Origin of the sequence: Pedobacter kyonggii (assembly GCF_004310665.1) — a bacterium.
Lineage (GTDB): Bacteria > Bacteroidota > Bacteroidia > Sphingobacteriales > Sphingobacteriaceae > Pedobacter > Pedobacter kyonggii.
This window is the reverse complement of the sequence record NZ_SIXF01000002.1, coordinates 90,373-109,130: the sequence shown is the minus strand read 5'-3', so window position 1 is coordinate 109,130 and position 18,758 is coordinate 90,373. Positions and strand designations below refer to the sequence as shown.

General features: G+C 36.9%; 12 protein-coding genes. 3 read left to right on the top strand and 9 right to left on the bottom strand.

Translation table 11 applies throughout. The features are described from left to right. Nucleotides 1-93: 93 nt before the first annotated feature. Nucleotides 94-1,002 carry an RteC domain-containing protein gene (locus EYS08_RS03080; protein ID WP_131028391.1) on the bottom strand — a complete coding sequence of 303 codons (909 nt, stop codon included), beginning with the start codon at nucleotides 1,000-1,002 and terminating at the stop codon, nucleotides 94-96. A gap of 381 nt (nucleotides 1,003-1,383) precedes the next feature. Between EYS08_RS03080 and EYS08_RS03075 the strand changes: the two genes are divergently transcribed. From EYS08_RS03075 to EYS08_RS03065, 3 genes are all read left to right on the top strand, one after another. After that, nucleotides 1,384-2,421 carry a hypothetical protein gene (locus tag EYS08_RS03075; RefSeq protein ID WP_131028390.1) on the top strand — a complete coding sequence of 346 codons (1,038 nt, stop codon included), beginning with the start codon at nucleotides 1,384-1,386 and terminating at the stop codon, nucleotides 2,419-2,421. A 120-nt stretch (nucleotides 2,422-2,541) separates the two neighbouring features. Then, the gene (locus tag EYS08_RS03070; RefSeq protein WP_131028389.1) at nucleotides 2,542-3,126 is read left to right on the top strand and encodes a Crp/Fnr family transcriptional regulator; all 585 of its coding nucleotides are present in this window, start codon (nucleotides 2,542-2,544) and stop codon (nucleotides 3,124-3,126) included. A gap of 117 nt (nucleotides 3,127-3,243) precedes the next feature. Beyond that, a complete protein-coding gene (locus tag EYS08_RS03065; protein WP_131028388.1) occupies nucleotides 3,244-3,957 on the top strand; it encodes a hypothetical protein in 714 nt (237 codons plus the stop codon). A gap of 455 nt (nucleotides 3,958-4,412) precedes the next feature. Here the strand turns inward: EYS08_RS03065 and EYS08_RS03060 are convergent, their stop codons facing one another. The 8 genes from EYS08_RS03060 to EYS08_RS03025 all read right to left on the bottom strand — a co-directional run bounded on the left by EYS08_RS03060 (nucleotide 4,413) and on the right by EYS08_RS03025 (nucleotide 18,752). Further along, nucleotides 4,413-5,153 (bottom strand): sugar-binding protein, encoded by a 741-nt coding sequence (locus EYS08_RS03060; RefSeq protein WP_131028387.1) that lies wholly within the window; start codon nucleotides 5,151-5,153, stop codon nucleotides 4,413-4,415. After that, the gene (locus EYS08_RS03055) at nucleotides 5,140-6,195 is read right to left on the bottom strand and encodes a hypothetical protein (RefSeq protein ID WP_131028386.1); all 1,056 of its coding nucleotides are present in this window, start codon (nucleotides 6,193-6,195) and stop codon (nucleotides 5,140-5,142) included. Before EYS08_RS03055 ends, EYS08_RS03060 begins: the two co-directional genes overlap by 14 nt. Before the next feature lie 217 nt (nucleotides 6,196-6,412). Beyond that, a complete protein-coding gene (locus EYS08_RS03050) occupies nucleotides 6,413-7,546 on the bottom strand; it encodes a glycosyltransferase family 4 protein (protein ID WP_131028385.1) in 1,134 nt (377 codons plus the stop codon). A gap of 31 nt (nucleotides 7,547-7,577) precedes the next feature. After that, nucleotides 7,578-8,387 (bottom strand): ABC transporter permease, encoded by an 810-nt coding sequence (locus tag EYS08_RS03045; RefSeq protein ID WP_131028384.1) that lies wholly within the window; start codon nucleotides 8,385-8,387, stop codon nucleotides 7,578-7,580. Nucleotides 8,388-8,389: 2 nt separating this feature from the next. Continuing rightward, a complete protein-coding gene (locus tag EYS08_RS03040) occupies nucleotides 8,390-9,169 on the bottom strand; it encodes an ABC transporter ATP-binding protein (RefSeq protein ID WP_131028383.1) in 780 nt (259 codons plus the stop codon). Nucleotides 9,170-9,241: 72 nt separating this feature from the next. Next, the gene (locus EYS08_RS03035; RefSeq protein ID WP_131028382.1) at nucleotides 9,242-10,078 is read right to left on the bottom strand and encodes an alpha/beta hydrolase family protein; all 837 of its coding nucleotides are present in this window, start codon (nucleotides 10,076-10,078) and stop codon (nucleotides 9,242-9,244) included. Then, nucleotides 10,075-10,851: a serine aminopeptidase domain-containing protein gene (locus EYS08_RS03030; protein ID WP_131028381.1), complete on the bottom strand. Its 777-nt coding sequence runs from the start codon at nucleotides 10,849-10,851 to the stop codon at nucleotides 10,075-10,077. Before EYS08_RS03030 ends, EYS08_RS03035 begins: the two co-directional genes overlap by 4 nt. Nucleotides 10,852-10,853: 2 nt before the next feature. Then, a complete protein-coding gene (locus tag EYS08_RS03025; RefSeq protein WP_131028380.1) occupies nucleotides 10,854-18,752 on the bottom strand; it encodes a non-ribosomal peptide synthetase in 7,899 nt (2,632 codons plus the stop codon). Nucleotides 18,753-18,758: the final 6 nt, after the last annotated feature.

The window sequence follows — 18,758 nt, the reverse complement described above, 5'->3', positions numbered from 1 at the left end:
TTTTTCCGTATAATTGCAAGATAAGGGGCGAGAGCCTTACATCCGGCGAAAGCTAGAGAGCGTTAATTTAGAGAGGGGTAATCATGAACTTGATTATCCCTTTTTATCCATCCCCCTCTTTCTGGGATCGTAAGCATCCGCATCATCAAACTTCTTATCCAGCCCATCCCGCAGTATCTCCAGAAAATGCGTCCTGCTCAGCCTTTTCCTTGAACTGAGATCATCAAAACCTCGCTTTGGTATCCCAAGATCGATCTCAAAACACCGCCCCATCCGCTCAAAAAATTCTGTGATCCCCACCTTACCGTTATCGATCTGCCCCGAAACAAACAGCGCATGCGCCAGTTCGATCAGGTTCACTTTTTCGCCCGTCCACCTCAAACCCACCTGCATGCCTTTAGGTTTTGATCGTCCAGCAACCGCATAATCGGATAACGCAGGACATTCCAGCTCAGCGATCTGCGCGATCAGAAACGACTGTATCATCTCATAGGCCATAAACTTCGAAAAAAGATAATCCATAGGGGTTGACATCACAGGATCCATTCCAGGCACCTCAACAGATTGTGGTTGCAGCGTCATTCCAGCCCTCGTAAAGTAAATTTCATCCAGCTCAGTGACCCCTAGCTTATAATATTCGTAATAAAAACGGTTCAGCTGAAAAAAAAGACCATAATAGTTAACCTGATCCTGGTAATAATCCAGCAGGCCCTCTCTGGATGGAGCCGGCCGCGCATTCCGGATAGCAAACTTTTCCACACAGTATACCTGCCACTGATAAAAGCGGGGCTTGCCGTACTTAAAGAACCAGGCCTCTTCCTCAGCACCCGAAAAACCTGTTTCCAGCACCTTTTCCTTTAAACGGGACAGGTAACCCTTAACCACCATTAAGCAGTCCTGTAACTTCTTTTTCTCATCTGTCCCCAAGAGTATGGGTACTTTGATTTCGTTCTCGAAAGAAAGATAGAGCTCCTCTGTAAATTTTTGCAATTGTTTTTCCATAAGATAAGATTTAATGTTTTCGGAACATGAGTACGTCAATCCAGCCGCTAAAAACAAATTTACCTGACTGACTGTGCAGGGTCAAGTTGCCATGGGGTTGCCAGATCAAGCAACCCTTTTCAGAACAGGCTAAAATGCCGTTTTATCGACAAAAAGGACTTGGCCATCAACATTCTCAGTTTACTTTAGTCACCGCAGAAAATACGTTTGTCACTGCTAAAAGCATTTTGATGGACTATATTTTCAGGACCTTCACCATCTTCCTAATTTTCGGAGAAAACAGCCATGAGATACGAACTTGAATACCTAGAGCGACTGTTTTCCGAGTGCACCGAACGCAAGAGCTGGTCCGCGGGATATATACGCACAAAAAAAGAAGACTTGAGAATAACCCTAACGGAAGTGCGTACCAACTTTAAACTAACGGCCTGCTCTGGCTCGGCGACCGAAACCCTGAAGAATTATTTCCAGGCCCATCAGCGGTTCCTTGGATTGCTAGTGGACGGGATATCAGCAAGACTTTGGTCAAAAGAAGAAACCACCGGACCGGTACTCAGAAAAAACTTATTGGAACATCTGTTAACAGAATGCGAAGCGCTTCTGTCTTTTATAAAAAACCACTTTCCGGAGCACATGGACCAAAAAATGACGCTTCCAGACCAAAAAGCCTATCAAGCTAGGGAAAAACTGAAAGAAAAAATCTACCAGATCAGCGGAACTGCGGAAAGCGGAGATCAGTTATCGAACCTGGCAGCTATGATGGAAGCGGCACTTATGGATGTGCAGCCTGTTTACCGGAGCGAGCGTTTATGGGACAAAATCCTCACCGACCTTGAAGAAATAACAAAAAAGAAACCATTAAATGCGGTCCAGGCCATATCATTTTTGATCATGCATAATTTTAACCACCAGCTGGGTACAAAAATGATCTATCGCATTATCGATGAGCAGTTACACCTTATCCCAGATCCAGAAAAGCAGCTGAATGAACTGATGCTACTGGAAAAAGCCGTTGTCCAAGCATCGAAAACAAGCGAAAAAAAACTGTTTCCCGGTCTGCCAAGCCTTGGAAATTCAATAACAAAATACATCGGTGCAGAGATCAAACTGATCAAACAGATCAACCGCCTTATCCAGCGCACATCGATCTCCGATCCTTTTGAAGGCTGTTTTGCTTTCTCACTATCCGTTAAACAATTGGCCTATTTTATCTATCTTCAAGTGGAAACCGGTGTACTGATCACCAGGACCGCTAAACAGGTCCACCAATATTTCGCCAACCGATTTACCACTTTTGACGGAACACCCATTTCAGAAAAAAGCTTTAAGAATGCCTATTACTCGCATGCACCGGAAGACATCCAGAAAGTGATCGAAAAACTTTCGCAGATGCTGGCCCTCGCTGAGGAAAACTACTGAGTTCATCAACAGCTGACCAATAACTGCCCAAATCAAAAAATTACCATGGGGTTGCTCCAGATTGCTTTTTTAGCAACTTGACAACCTTCCCCATTCCATTTTCTTTGCAGCTAAAAAGACATGGAAACAGAAAACTACATCCAAAGGCTCGAAACTTATCAACCATTCTCCTATGGAATGAAAGCCTACCTGAATGTGGTGCTCACGGAGCACAGTTTTAACAAAAATCAGCGCCTGTCGTTGGAACAGCTTCCTTTCGGACACTACCCGCTGCTGGAAACCGGGACAGTCAGGCTTTTCGCACCCGACAGCGAAAACGTGGAGGAAATAACTTTGGGCTTCTGGTTCAGCGGCCGGTTTCTTCATCAGCTCCACAACCTGAATCCCAAAGCAGCAAAAGATCTCCAAATCGAGTTTTTACAGGACACCCTGATCCTATCCATACCCGAAAAGCATGCCCTGAACCTCTACCGCCTCTTCAGGGAGGCTAACAGGCTCGCCCTTGCCTATTTCGCAGCACAGCACACCGATCTACTTGACCAGCTCTATATCCGCAATCACCTTAATGCTGCAGAACGATATCACAGGGTCAATCAACTGGAACCGCGTATACAGCGCTTTGCTCAGGTAAAAGACCAGGCTTCTTTTCTGGGAATAGATGAAAAAACCCTTAGCCGTTTACGCTCCGCAAAAGGCAAAAAGTGATCATTATCACTCCGCAGATCTCAATGTGATAGCTTTTGGTGACATATGTCTGCCATGTTTTTTAAAACCGCTGATGAACTTTACACCAGATATTCGAAAGGGATGACAATTTTAACGATGGAAAAAACAACAGCAAACATTAGAGAGCTCCTATGCACCATATTACCAATGGCCATATCAGTGAACACAGCTGTTTTCTTCATCCGGCACCTCAACCACTGCATGCGGATATATATATCCTACCTGTTAAAACATTTTTTCTACCTACCTGAAAGGAAAAAGTTTACCCAATTATTCATCCATGACCGTAAACACAGCTGCTTCACGGTTATCCCGGACGGCAATAAAAACTGTCCGGGAAATGAAGGCCTAAAGTTATTCGGTAGAAAATGGGTTTTCGGCGAGGTCCGCCTCAGGACATACATCAACAAGAATAAAAAACAAAAGTTTTTCGAACACTTTTTTGATATTATAAAAAGTTCAACCTATATGAACAGACTGTTCAACCTTAAAAATATTGCTGTAGCAGCAATATTCGCATTAACCGGAGTCGTAGGCCTAAGTGCCTTTACCAATTCTGAAAAAAACAACAAATCAGAACGTAAACTTGTCAAACAATGGTTTACCTACAACGGAACCACTACAGCCGGACAAAACAACAACCTTAACTACACCGAATACACCCAGCCCGGAGAACCTGAAGACTGCGGCGGTGTAGACATGCGCTGCGCCATCTTCGCAGATCCGGTTGTTATTTCCGGCGTAACCAGACCAGACCTATCTACAATCGACGACACCAAGACCAAATTACAACCTTTGCCTCAACAGTAGATAAACAGAAACACAGGCTACGTAAACCCACGTAGCCTGTGTTATAACTAACAGTATCTTAGATAAATTAAAATTACATATCGGAGTTTTTGCAACTGACAGACGCTCTTTGTTTTGCTTTGCATTCGCAACAATCCGGAACCCTCAATAAAAACGAAAGGAATAATTACCAGGCATGGCGACGCGGAGCTTCGATCGCTCCTCAATATTTCCTTCTGGTCAGCTATCCGATTAATGCTTTTGCAAAGAGTCATGTGAGCGTTTGAAAGTTAAAGGAAAGCCTATTAATGTGGCATTAATAGCTGCCATAAATAAATTATTGAGACACACTTTTGCAGTAGTCATTTCGAAAAGCAACTATGTGACAATTATATCGTAGCAGAAATTAAATAGTCTAAATATTTAGAATTCAATATAGTTGCTCCTGAATTTAGGATAGCTTTACTATGAAAATACTAATCTATTAAAACAAAACGCCCCGTTCCTTTATTCCCCCAAGTTAGAAACCCTGAACTTCTTGGCATGGTATAAGGAAGTATAATATTACCATCATTATCGATAACAGTTACTTTTGATATGACTGATATCCCTCTATCAGGGGTTAAATCTAGTAATTTAAATGGCATACTTATTTCCATTATATATCCACCTTGATATTTTTTTTGACGCAGTCTAATTTCCTTTATAATATCAATTGTCCCAGCTTTCGTAACTACATCATAGTCATATACGAACATGAAACTTCTATCGCTTCCAACTTCGTGAGCCTTTTCAGTATCAAAACTAACTATTATGCAATCATTTTTATCGGGCCATTCTACATCTTTAGTCGGACAAAAAAAATTATACCGGGCTTCTAAGGCAGATTTAGGTAATGGCCTCCTATATCGAATATCATCTGTTACATCAAAAAGAAAATAAAAATTATTATTGTCATATAAAACCTTAAACCTTGCAGATAGATCACTTTTTCCAAATTTAGCGATATTACTTCTTTCGATCATGGTCCAATTCGTTTCGTTCCACAAATCGTCCTGAATTCCATCAATAAGTGGAGATATCCGTACTTTTTTTACTTCCAATTTTGCCTTATTGTTATAAAAAAAACTGAAAACGGCTACAATAGCCAATAGGACCAATAAAACAACAATGTTAGCTTTCCTAATAAAGAATTTAATTTTTTTAATGGGTAACATAATTTTTCAGTCTTATATATAAAGCCTTTGCGATCATTTCATGTCCCTTCTCATTTAAATGGTGATCCGGTAGAGATTTATGAATATCCTTAAACTCTAATCCTGGAAAAAAATATTCAAATCGGTTCTTATCTAAAGAATCTTTTAACTCATTATCAACAGGATTATTTTTATCCAACTTAATGACTGAATTCATAAGTAACAGTTTACAGTTGTGTACAGCAACATTATCACGAGTCTCTTTTAATAATTTCATCGTAGTACTTATAGGATAGCAAACATATGCTCTTTTTACTCCGATAGGATCGGGTCTTATTATTTTGGTTTTATAGGCCTCCATTCTACGCATTATGATGTCGTTATCATTATTTTCTATGTAATATTTACATAATAATCTCACCAGATAAGAGGCATCGTAAAAACATGTTAAATATTTATGAGTATTCAAATAATCAACTATTTGAATACCAAATTCTCTTGACCTTTCAGAGTTTGCCTCATATTCGATGACATAATCCTTATAGACTGCCCTACTGAGGTTTTTTGACATAAAAGGTAAACTAAATTCTAAAATAATTAAATCGGGATCAAACTGCAATATCTCTGTATTTATTAAATCTAAATTAGCCTTTTGTCTGCCAGAACCGTCAATGGAGCAATTTATTATTTCAACCTTACATCCCATTTTATCGAACGATTTTTGAAGCTTATCAGAATAATTTTGCCTACCATTCATGTATATATTTCCAGAGGACGATGCACCAACAATTATAATTCTGTACACTCCCAATTGCTTTTTCGATTTGAATTCTTTAAAGGAATATCCTTTACTATTGATGTAAACATCCTTTAAAGAGATACCTGCTCCACTAATCTTACTGTGTGTGTTGGGTATAAATCTATAATCAATAAGTGAATCAGGTTGGTAAATCAGTGGGTAAATCCTGTCTTTTAACTGCTCGTGAAAACTGAATCTTAGAAAAACTTCAACGATAAAAAAAAACAAAAGACTTATGCCAATATATTTAAATGTTCTATTCATAACATATCATATAATTAAATTTATTTTTTTTATCAAAGTAGTAATTTTAACACATTTATGATCACGTCCTTGCCAAGGCATTTTCTCTTCTATAGCTCACGATTTTCATAACCTGGATTCATTAAACATTTCATTTATTCATCCGATTTTTAAGGAAGACTAAACGTTAACAGGACAAAAAATCGTGAAATCAAATAAATAATTTATGTGTATGTTTTTATTTTAATAGACTGTAAATATTATTCTTCACAGCAGTAGACATTTCTGCGGTTGAAAACCTGTTAATTACTTCCTTTCTTGCATTAGCACCAAATTTCTTTCTTAATTTACTATCGTTTAGTAAAGTGAGTAGGTAATCAGATAACCTTGAATGATCATTAAACGGAGCTAGAAACCCAGTATAATTGTGTGTTATAATCTCTTTTATTCCCCCAGACATATAGGCGACAACTGGCTTGGCTATTGACATACCCTCTATAATAACCCTCCCGAAAGGCTCATTTTGCGCACAATGAATAACAATATCTAACTGGTTCATATAGGACATTACTTCTGATTGATAGCCAAGAAAAGTAATGCTGCTTTCTAACTTTTTTGATTTTATAGTCTCTTTTAATCGACGGATACAAGAATCATTTTCGTAAAATAGATCCTCTCCGATAAAAAGAAAATGGACCTTTTTATAATACATTACCGTCTGTTCAATCACATCGATTAAACCTTTGTGGTTTTTCCACGGCACCAATTGACCTACCTGTCCCACTAGAAGCGTATCCGCATCGAGATTTAACTTTGCTAGAAGCCACTTTTCTGCTATCACCGGTTTCCAGATATCGGGATTCAACCCATTGTAAATTAGAATCTTTTTGGATGGACCAATTGGAATCTGATCACATATGTATTTGGAGATACAAATAATTTTATGAGCAATCCAAGACATTGCCCATGTCAAATATCTGTTTTCATTTCTATCACGAACATGCCACACAACTTTAATCCTTGAACAAAACCTTACAAATAGTACAAACATCATAGACTGATTTGAATTCGCATAAACCAAATCAATTTTGTTTGTTAATGCGTAGGACCTGATGAGAAAAGAACACTTAATAACATTGATAAGATATGTCAATTTCAAATAGAACCCATAATTCTTTGAGAAACGCATCATATTTATACATTTAACCTTATAACCTAGAGATATAAGTTTAGCATACAGATCACCTCCTTTATCTGGTACTATTACAATAAACGAAAAGTCATATTTAAGTGAATCCAAGAGTGTCAAGAGGCTAATTTCTGCTCCACTGATCTTGGAAGAATTATTTATGACTAATAGTTTTTTATTCATTGAAAAATAATATCAGATAATAAATTCATCATCAGTATTGCATTAAAGTACCATCCCTCTTCCCTCTTTCCACTGCCCATTCAAATGTTTTTAAACTTAACGGGAATAAAATGAGGGCAATTATAGAAAGGATACACAATTGGTTTTTCAACACTAGAACTGAAGCATTTTTTAAAAGAGCGAGTCTTAATGCATCTAAGGCATATGTGGTAGGAAAAGCTTTTGAGATAAAACGAAGCCAGGATGGCATAACTTCAACAGGAAACATGGCTCCACTAATCAGGGAGCTCACTACTCCGAATAACCACCCAATTGGTTCACCTTGTTTAAATATAATGGTCCCTGCCGCCGAAAAAACCCCCAAGCTAATAAAAATAAGCAAAGAGGTTACGAAAGAAAAAACGGCACCGGCAATATTTACGTTATGGATATCAAATCCAAAAAATATGATGCCTACCAAAAACATAATTATCAACTGTAACCCAGATGACAGAAAACTATAAAAAGATGAGTATAGGACCACAGTTTTAGAATCAGTCTGTGAACTCAATATTGCTTCCAAACATCCGGCCATCTGTGCCCTTTTTATACTTCCCGAAAATGTATCCACAGCCAGTTGGAAAAATCGGATAAATGCTATCCCTATTAATGCAAAAGAGAAATAATCACCGCCATACTTCAATAGACTACTACTACTATTTCCAGCTATCAGCTTTGAAATAAAAAAGAACGAGATCACGGGAAATATAGAAGTAATAAAAGTCAGGATAAAATTCAATTTATAACTAAATTCTATTATAAAGTCTCTCTTTATAAAACTTTTTGCTTTAATGTAACTCATAATTAATCTTTTTTATTTCTTTCCATAATACTATGATAATATTGGGACACGCTCCCATATATTGATCTAATCTCATCTATAGTTTTGAAAGATATCAACTCTCCATTTCTTATAATACACACTTTATTACATAGTTCTTCAGCTTCATCAAATCTATGGGTAGCAATGATAAGTGTTCTTTTTTCATTCTCATGGATTTTCTGCATAATAAGATTTTTCACATCGATCACTGCTTCAGGATCGAGTGTTCGAGTAGGTTCATCTAAAATCAGCACCTTTGGGTCACATAACAAACCTCTGGCTATAGCCAATCTTTGTTTCATACCTGAGGAATAAGTTGCAACTTTTTTGTGTTTCGCCCCTTCCAATCCCACAAGCCCGATCAACTCTACAACTTTGGATGTTAACCTATCTCCTTCTAAATTGTCCAAAACACCAAAAAATTCAAGATTTTGAACTGCTGTCAATCTCCAGTAGAAACTTCGTTCCTCATTTAGAACAAATCCTACACTCTTTCTAGATCTTAGATTATTATGAACAGTATTATAACCGTTTACATTGATCTCACCATAAGTTGGGTATAACAAACCACCTATTAACTTTAGCAATGTAGTTTTACCCGCACCATTCGGGCCTAAAAAAGCTACTTTGTCCCCCTCATCTATCATTAAATCTACATTAATAAGAGATTTAACAACTTTTTGACTTTTAGTCAAATAAAAAAAGTCTTTAAATCTCTTAGATTGGAGAAACTCCATTGATACATTGCGAATTTCGATCATTTTAAAAAAACAAGAGCCAGTTCATTGATAAAGAATGACTTAAGAAACCAATATACTACTAAATTAAACATGCTATTTATACTTATCATTGAGCCACTTTATTATATTAGTATTCAATTCGTGCTGTGCCCAAACAGGTGTAACGATATGATCTATATCATTCATAATCAACACCTCATGCTGTTCGTTTTCACTTACTTCTTGCTTTTTCATTCTTTGTAAAAAGTCGTAGGCCACACTCCCTTCCGTAATAACCAATAACAAGGCAACCCCCTTTTTAATGACATTTCTAAACGGATTTAATAATTCAAGATTCTGTTGAGAAACTTTCTTACTCTCTAAGCCAAATAATCTTATTACCAATCGCTTTAATTTATTAACCTTAAATAGACCGCTTTTCCCCCTTAGCACTTTTAACCATCTATCCGGATTTTTTAGCGACTTCTTATAATAACGTAGCTGTATACTTTTTTCAATCTCTGGATATAAAGTGATTACATCATCATGATCTAGTCCTGTACCGTTAATCATCACAATCCCTTTGATCCTGGTATCAGTTAATGAAACATGGTAAGCATCTTCAGCCCCCGAACATAACCCAATTAAAACAAACTCTTCAAACTTGAGCTTTATAGCCAAATGATCAAGAGTTTTAGAGATTAATATATCGTCAGAAGGCTGTTTTGAATAAAAAAGGCTATCTCCTTGCCCACCGTAATCGAAACGAAAAACATTATATCCTTCCATCGATAACCTGCGGGCCAATTTTACATATATTCGATTTGGCCCTATTCTGTGAACGAGCCCTGCATTCAATAAAATAATTGTTGGTACTCGAATATCAAGTTGCTGATGGGTTAGTATTCCTACCGTAGAAAATTGATCAGTTATAATTATTTCCTCTTTCATACAAATTTGGATAACCAGTTGATTATTTGATGGATCTCGGACAGAGGGACAATTGATTTTTCTTGCTGACCTTTTTTCTTCAACCAGAACCTCGATATGGAGTTCTCTATTATATCTGACTTATTATTGCTAAAAATCGGATAGTTATTAAATCCCTTTGCTAAAACTTCTTTATCAGCCAAGATCAATATTCTGTAGGGCAACTTAGTCGATAAATATTTAATATGGAATTTTTTCAACTCTGGCAACAGATGTTTACTATAAATGAAACCCAAGCTCTCAAAACCTAAGTTCTTCTTTGTCATAACAAAAGATCCTGATACAAACTCGTTATGATTTTGGCTAATCTCTTTTATATAATCCTCTCCCGACAGAAACGGGTTCCAAAGAATTAGCGAATTCACATTTAAGTCTTCTAAACTTAGGCTTAATATACAGCCATACCTGATACCGATCAAACATATATTATCTACATCACACCCTTCTTTAACCTCTTTCACAACTTGCTTTAAATCTTCTCTAGAACTTGACAAGTCAAATTCTGTTTCATCACCATAAGAGTCACCAGTGCCATAATAATCAAACCTAAAAGTAGAAAACCCATTCATTGACAATTCCTTGGCGAGGATGGAAATGGCTTTATAAAACCTAATGTATTCGTGGCCTAATGGATTACATATTATGACTGCTGTTCTTTTTATTTTTCTTTCGTTACCTGCATGAAAAATGGATAATAATCTTCTAGCATTATCTCCAATGTAAAAAATCTCCATGATTAAGCTTTAATTAATTTATGTTCACATAGGAGGGCTATATCCTCTAACTTTTTATTCACTAGATCAATTATTTTAAGTTCTACCCCAAGTCGTGTTTTAATTAACGCGATTGTTTTAATAACCAATAACGAGCTACCTCCAAGGCTAAAAAAATCATCATTAATCCCGATTCTTTCGACAGACAAGACTTCTTTCCATATAGAGGCTATTTGTAGTTCCATCTCCGTTCTAGGGTTGAAAACTTTACTGTCGAGTAAGCTTTCAATTGTCAAAGATTCAAGGTATTTCCTATTTGTTTTTCCTGAAGGTAAAAGCGGGATATTGTTAATCTGCATAAAAACTGAAGGGATTGAGTAAGGAGGAAGCCTCTGATTTAAATACTTTCGTAATTTTAATGTAGATATTGACTCCTCTGCGGTAAAATATGCTACGATCCTTTTAGTATATTCATCTATCGATTTTATGATAACCGCTGCATCATTTATCAGTTCAAATGACTTTAAGATACCTTCGATTTCTCCAAGTTCAATCCTGTATCCATTTATTTTAACCTGATCATCAAGTCTTCCAAAATATTCAATATTGCCATCTGGCAGAAATCTGGCCTGATCTCCAGTATTATATAATTTTCCACCATCTTCTTCTTTTGCATAAGGATTAATAACAAATCTATCTAGGGTAAGCTCTGGATTATTTAAATAACCTCTTGATACCCCCTTTCCGCCGATATGTATATTTCCTTTTACGCCGACTGGACACAAACGCAGTTTATGATCGAGGATATAAACCTGTGTATTAGAAAATGGAGCACCGATAGGTACAGTTAAATACTTTTGATCTAAATCTACCTTATAAATTAATTTCCCTATTGTGGTCTCAGTTGGACCATAATGATTATAAACATCCCCACTATACGCCGATGCAGATAATTTCTCTAAAATCTTTAATGAGAATGATTCACCTCCAAATATAATCTTACGTCTAGGAAGTGGAAAATAGTTACTATCTGTGTAAGACAACCACAGAGATGGTACAATTTTGATACAGTCGACAGCACTTATATACTGTGTCAGCTTCTCACCGTCTAGCAGCATGTCCAGCGACAAGATATGTAAAACACCGCCCATTATTAGTGATGAGAATAATATTGAGTGTCCAGCATCTGCACTTAAAGATGCAAACAGCGCATAAGAATTACATGTTCCTAAATTTGTGACTTCAACAAGACCAAGAATATGATCAGCAAGAGCGTGATGTTCGATCATAACTCCTTTCGGATTACCAGTCGATCCTGAGGTGTAGATAACATAAGCCAAATGAGAGTGACTAAAGATCAAATCTAAATTAGCTGCCTTTTGTTCAGCAAATACACTCCAGCTTTTATCTAGGACGATAAGGTCCTTTTCATACGGTATTTTGTCTCTAGAAATAGCTCCACCCAATATAAAATCTGATTGTGTATCTGTCAATATGTAGGATACTCTTTCTTGAGGAAATAAGGGGTCAATGGGTACAAAGGCCCCTCCAGATTTTAGAATCCCTAAAATACCCACAATCGTTTCCAGGTTTCTCTCGACAATTATCGGCACTAGGGTATTTTCTCTGACACCCAGATTTCTCAAATAGTTTCCAACCTGATTTGCCTTCTCATTTAAATCCCTATAAGTCAATGAATAAGCCCCTTCAACCAGAGCGATATGGTCAGGATTATTTGTTGCGCTCTCTTCAAAAAGGGCAACGACTGTCCTGTAGTCTTGATGAACAAGTATGCTTTCCCCGAAATCTTCCAACAGTTCTTTACGCTCGTTCAAATTAAACAACTCGATATCCTTTACCTGTTGCTTTCCGAACTTATCCAATTGGCTTAATAAGTTTTCAAAATGACCCTTTATTTTTTTAACATATTCCCCACTCACCAAATCCGCATTATAATTAAATGATATGCTAATGTTAGTATCAACTTCTATTACGATACTCAAGGGATAATTATTGTAAGCTTGCATCTGCATATTTGTTATCTTCAATGCCCACTCCGGTGAAGATACCATTTTGCTAACTGGATAATTTTCAAATACAAGTATACTATCAAAAAAGTCTCCTTTGATATTTACCCACCTTTGAATATCATTTAATGAGGTGTACTGAAACTCTCTGCTATGTAACTGATCGTTCTGGATGCTTCTTAACCAATCGACGATTGACTGATCCTCCTTTATACAGGTATGTAAAGGAATTGTATTGATATACATACCAACCCTAGTTTCTATATCTGGCAGATCTTCGGGGCGGCCAGCGACAGTTACGCCATAAACAATATTATTCTGCCCCGTATACCTATACAATAGATAAGACCATATACCTTGCATTAACGTATTAACCGTTAAATGTTGTTGTTGAACAAAAGCCATTATACTACTTGTAGCGATGGAATCTAGTTCCAATACTTCACTCTTATATTGTCCCAATCCTTTGGTCCTGTTGACATTGGGTATGATAAATGGCAGTAGACAAGGCTCACTAACATCACCAAGATAATGAGTCCAATAATGCTCCTCTTCTTCTTTATCCTTATTTTCAACGTAGGCAATAAATTCCCCATATTTATCCTCCTTTATTTCCGGGAGGGTTCCACCCTTCACTAAAGCTTCATAGTTGCTTATGATCTCCTCCATTATTGTTTGTATAGACCACCCGTCCACAAGAATGTGATGATGGGTCCACAGCATTCGGTAATGATCATCGGTTAATCTGAAGAGAGCAATTCTCATCAATGGGGCATCGGCAAAATCAAATCCTTTTTTACGGTCAATATCTAGGTAACCATCCATTGCTGTTGACTGCCCCGATTTATTCATATTCCGAAGATCTAGCAATTCAAAAGGAAGTTCAGATTCTTTATAGACACATTGAACAGGTATTTTGAAATCTAAATGGTTAAATCCACTACGCAAAATACTATGCTTTCTAAGTATATTCTGCCAGCATTTGATTAAAAATTCAGGTTGAACATTCAATAGATCACATTGTAACTGCTCAAGATACGAGCTCCCTCCTTCATCGTATAATCCATGAAATAACATCCCGCTTTGTAGAGCACTTAATTTATAAATTCCGTCAATCTGATTTCGCCTTGCATTACCGTTTCTCTGTTGATTTAGAAAGGCGTCAAGTTCTTCACAGCTCATCTCATGGGTTAATCCAAAATCGTCAGGTGTATAAAACTGATCAACTCCGGGCTGGTCGCGGAACAAATTGATAAGTTGTTCTATATTTAGAAGATACTGATGGGCCAAATTTTGAACGGTGTGATCATCATGGTTCTCGAGGCTATAACTCCAATTGGACACTAGACAACCATTCAGTACCATACTGTTAATAACAAGCTTTTCTTCCCAGACAACATCATTTCCTACATCATCCCCAGATGATTCTTTAGACCTGCTAAGCCAATCGTTTGTATTGAACATATTATCCAGTTGGCCAAGGTAATTGAATAAAACATCCCAGGGAGATTTTCCCTGTAAGTCTTCATCTTTATTAAGATACTTCAAGATTCCATAACCAATTCCTTTATGTGGAATCTTGCGAAGCATTTCCTTCGTGTTCATTATCCATTTTATTGGCTGTCCTTTTTTCTCTGGATCAAGTGTGAGCAAAACTGGATATAAGCTTGTAAACCATCCTACTGTACGGCTTAAATCAATATCAGGAGAGATATTTTCCCTTCCGTGTCCTTCCAAGCCAACACTTACTGAATCATGTCCACTCCAACTACACAGGGTCATACTAAGGGCTGTCAATAATATGTCAATAATTTCAATGTGGGAAGTTCTGGGTACTTCACTCAACAAAAACTTGGTCAGCTCAGGATTTAGGTGAGTTTGATATATTTTGATACTTTTTTGCGTCAACAGATCATCAAAAGTTCTATCGACAGGTAATGCCCGATAACTATCAGTTATCGTTTTCCAATATTCCTTTTGTGATAAGAGATGTCTACTGCGAGCAAAAATGTTCAATGCTTCGTACCATTCTCTATATGAACTACCTTTTCTGATCTGAGGAGCCTCATTATTTGCGCCAATCTCGGTTATCAGAAGCTTCAGATCGTCTAAAATGATGCGCCAAGAAACCCCGTCAACGACCAAATGATGGATAACGATCAACAATCTATTGTTTATCTCGTAAGATGGAGTATTCAACAATACAAAGCGTACCAATTCTCCCTTACTTATATTCAGGCTATTTTGAAGCCTATTTACCAATGGTTGAATAAGATCCTCCAAATTAATTTCGGGCCTTTCTTCAATTTTCAAATGACTGAAAAAACTGCCACCTTCAGCAAAGTCAGCATATTCCTGTTCCCAACCACCGGAAGTCTTTATGAATATAGATCGTAAACTATCATGTAATTTCATCAATTCCTTAATTGCAGTCTCAATTATCTGGAAGTCGACATCTTTCGAAATATCCAGCAGCAGACTCTGGTTAAAGTGATCTAAGGACAGATGATCTCTTTGAAAATACCATTGTTGAATGGGAAGCATTCCACATTTACCCTTCAACAAGCCCTGCTCGCTATTTATTGTAGGAGATGTAAGTTCAGCTATAATTAATGCAAGGCTTTTTATCGTCTGATGATTAAATATATCTTTAGGCTGTAATTGAAATCCCTCTCGTCTGGCGCGGATGACCATTTGGATAGTAATAATAGAGTCTCCGCCTAGCTCAAAAAAATTATCGTTGACCCCTATATGGTCAAGACATAAAAGTTCTTTCCATATATCGGCTAGCTTTTCTTCAATCAATGTTCCTTTAGGTTCCAGAGATTTTTCTGGTGCTGCCCCTTTATGTAAATCTAGCAGCGCTTTCTTATCCAGTTTTCCATTGGGTGTTAAAGGAAGTTTTTCCACTTCTATTAACAGTGCGGGTATCATATACCCTGGTAGCTTACTGGCTAGCCACGTTTTGATTTTCTCTTGTTCGTAATTCCCATTAGGTACGACATATCCCACAAGATGTTTGTGTCCCATTACATCCTCAAAGGCAGTTACTAGAGAATGTTTTATTAAACCACTTTGGGTGAGCACATATTCAACTTCACCTGTTTCAATGCGATAACCCCTTATTTTAACCTGATCATCTATTCTTCCGAGATATTCAATATTACCATCTAGCCGCCATTTTGCCAGATCTCCAGTTTTGTACATCCTTTTTTTTCCTGGCAGGAACGGGTTTGCCAAAAATTTGCTCTTATTTAACTCATCTCGGTTTAAATATCCTTTAGCGAGGCCAATTCCTGATATGCATAATTCTCCAGCTATTCCAATAGGTAGGAGCTTAAGATACTGATCAACAATATATAATTGCATATTGTCAATAGGTTTTCCAATCGGGACCTTGCTTAAATTGTCACTTTTATAGCATTCGTAATGACTTACATCAATTGCTGCTTCTGTGGGGCCGTATAAATTAATTAGACGGCACTTCTGATTTCCGATATAACCATTTACTATTTTAACCAATGAAGCATCTAATACTTCCCCACTACAAAATATATATTTCAAATTTTTAAAAGCATCGCGTATATTTTCAGCGATTAGATAATCCATAAATGCACTGAGCATCGAGGGAACAAAATGTATTACCGAAACACTTTTATTTAACACATCAATAATTGACAGAGGATCCTTTTCCGCTTTGTCCTCTAACAAAAATACCTGTGCTCCAGAAAATGACCACCAAACTATTTCCCAGACAGAAACATCAAAAGTAAACGGCGTTTTATGTAAAATTATGTCATCTTTATCAATTGGGTACTGGGTCTGCATCCATTTAATCCGATTAATCAAAGCTGCGTGCTCAGTTAACACTCCTTTTGGCTTTCCACTTGAACCGGAAGTATAAATTACATACGCCAAATCGGATGACTTATTAACAAATTTTAGCGGCACGGCACCTAATGAATGTTTTTCTGAAAAAAGGGTTGAGGCTCGAATGGTATTGATGGTCTGTTTCGAAAGCTCGAAATCTTCCTTGACTATCAAAAATTTTGCACCGCTGTCAGCTAAAACAAAATCAATTCTATCTTGTGGATAAGACGGGTCTATAGGCAGATATGCTGCACCAGCACGTATGATTCCGTAAATACAATAGAGCATTTCTGGTGATCGATCAATTAGTACAGCTACAATATCATTTGGTACAATGCCCTTGTTTCTGAGATGAACGGCTGCGTTAGCAGAGCGGCGATCCAAATCTTTAAAGGAGATCTGATCGTTCGCGGTATTAATCGCTATACCAGATGCATTTTCGGTAAATGTATTATAGAACACAGATTCAAGTGTAACGGAAGAAACCATGTCTTCAGCTGGACTGTTAAATTCATTCAGTATCTGATATTCTGAAGACTTTGACAAAATCCCATACTCATGCAATTTCTTATTAGGATCATTAATTATTTGAAGGATCATCTCCTTAAAATAGGATATTAGGTTGTCTATAGTATCCTCCTTAAATAATCGAGCATTATAATTCAGATTAAAATATATTGTTTCATTACTCTGATAAGATTCCATTGATAAATCAAATTGTGAGTAGAGCCCAGGTAAATTATAGTTGGCGATATTTAAGCCCGGAACCTGAATAGGATCAATTTCTCCCAGCCAGGATACCATGCAGTCAAAAAGAGGATTTCTGCTCAAATCTCTTTTAATACTCAGATCCTCGACGAGTTTATCAAATGGATAGTTTTGATGTCCATATGATTCAAATAACAATTTACTTACAGATATCAGGTAATCATTAAAGTATTCATCAGGATCTATTACTGTTCGGATGGCCAAGGTGTTTACGAACATGCCCATGACAAGCTCTAATCTTTCATCGTTTCTGATTGATACGGGTATACCTAGAACAATATCGTTTTGATTGGTTATTTTACTACAAAAGAAGTTAACCAGTGAATAGATTACAGAGAAGGATGTTACCGAGTATTCCTTTTTTAACTTGTTGATAAAATCGTTTAGCTCCCCAATAACAAATGACACTCTCTTACCCTGAAACTGTTGCTCATTAAACCGTGGGTAATCTAATGGTAAATTAAGTGATGGAGGTGGGGACAAAAATTTATTAATCCAGTATTCCCTGGCTTCATCATATGCAAGAGAAGCTAAGTGATTATTATGCCAGGTGGAAAAATCCTTATATTCCAATGGCAAAAAGGGAAGTTCAACTCCTGAATAACATAAAAGTAAATCACGGATAAAAATGTCAACCGAAATTCCGTCAACTATAATGTGATAAGCTAGAAATGAAAATACAAACCTATTTGCATCTATACGGATTAAGACAGAACTAAACAATGGCCCATTGTTTAGCTGAAAAATATTATTCACTTCCGCTCTTAATATGTTATCGATGTCAGCCTGATAACTTTCAGCCCCCTTTAGATCTATGACTGATAAGGACAAAAAGGGATCAGACAGATATTTTTTTCTAGGTTCTCCTTCATTATCCAGATAGATACTATGAAGTATTCTATGTCTCTTAGTGACATTATTATAAGCTGACTTAAACCTATTAAAATCTAAATCACCCTCTATCATTATAGCTTTTCCCAAGTTATAAGCCGGATTGGCTTTCCCTTCAATCTGACTTAAGATCCAGATTCTTCGTTGTAGCGGGGATATCTTGAAGTCTTCCAGATCAGGAACACTTTGTAAAAGGCTCTTACGGTATTCATTGTCAAGAAACTCGAGAATATGTTGTTTTTTATCTTTAATTTCTTCAATTAATTCTTTCTCCGCCTGATCTATGGCACCTGTAATTCTGATATTGCCGTCTTGTTCTCTTAATGTTATTTTCTTTTCTTTGAGCCTCTTAAAAAGATCTTTCATAGATAT

What these genes read in the sequence shown, in the direction of transcription:
- EYS08_RS03080 (WP_131028391.1), bottom strand. Translation starts at nt 1,002, where the DNA reads ATGGAAAAACAATTGCAAAAATTTACAGAGGAGCTCTATCTTTCTTTC.
- EYS08_RS03070 (WP_131028389.1), top strand. Translation starts at nt 2,542, where the DNA reads ATGGAAACAGAAAACTACATCCAAAGGCTCGAAACTTATCAACCATTC.
- EYS08_RS03065 (WP_131028388.1), top strand. Translation starts at nt 3,244, where the DNA reads ATGGAAAAAACAACAGCAAACATTAGAGAGCTCCTATGCACCATATTA.
- EYS08_RS03060 (WP_131028387.1), bottom strand. Translation starts at nt 5,153, where the DNA reads ATGTTACCCATTAAAAAAATTAAATTCTTTATTAGGAAAGCTAACATT.
- EYS08_RS03055 (WP_131028386.1), bottom strand. Translation starts at nt 6,195, where the DNA reads ATGAATAGAACATTTAAATATATTGGCATAAGTCTTTTGTTTTTTTTT.
- EYS08_RS03050 (WP_131028385.1), bottom strand. Translation starts at nt 7,546, where the DNA reads ATGAATAAAAAACTATTAGTCATAAATAATTCTTCCAAGATCAGTGGA.
- EYS08_RS03045 (WP_131028384.1), bottom strand. Translation starts at nt 8,387, where the DNA reads ATGAGTTACATTAAAGCAAAAAGTTTTATAAAGAGAGACTTTATAATA.
- EYS08_RS03040 (WP_131028383.1), bottom strand. Translation starts at nt 9,169, where the DNA reads ATGATCGAAATTCGCAATGTATCAATGGAGTTTCTCCAATCTAAGAGA.
- EYS08_RS03035 (WP_131028382.1), bottom strand. Translation starts at nt 10,078, where the DNA reads ATGAAAGAGGAAATAATTATAACTGATCAATTTTCTACGGTAGGAATA.
- EYS08_RS03030 (WP_131028381.1), bottom strand. Translation starts at nt 10,851, where the DNA reads ATGGAGATTTTTTACATTGGAGATAATGCTAGAAGATTATTATCCATT.
- EYS08_RS03025 (WP_131028380.1), bottom strand. Translation starts at nt 18,752, where the DNA reads ATGAAAGATCTTTTTAAGAGGCTCAAAGAAAAGAAAATAACATTAAGA.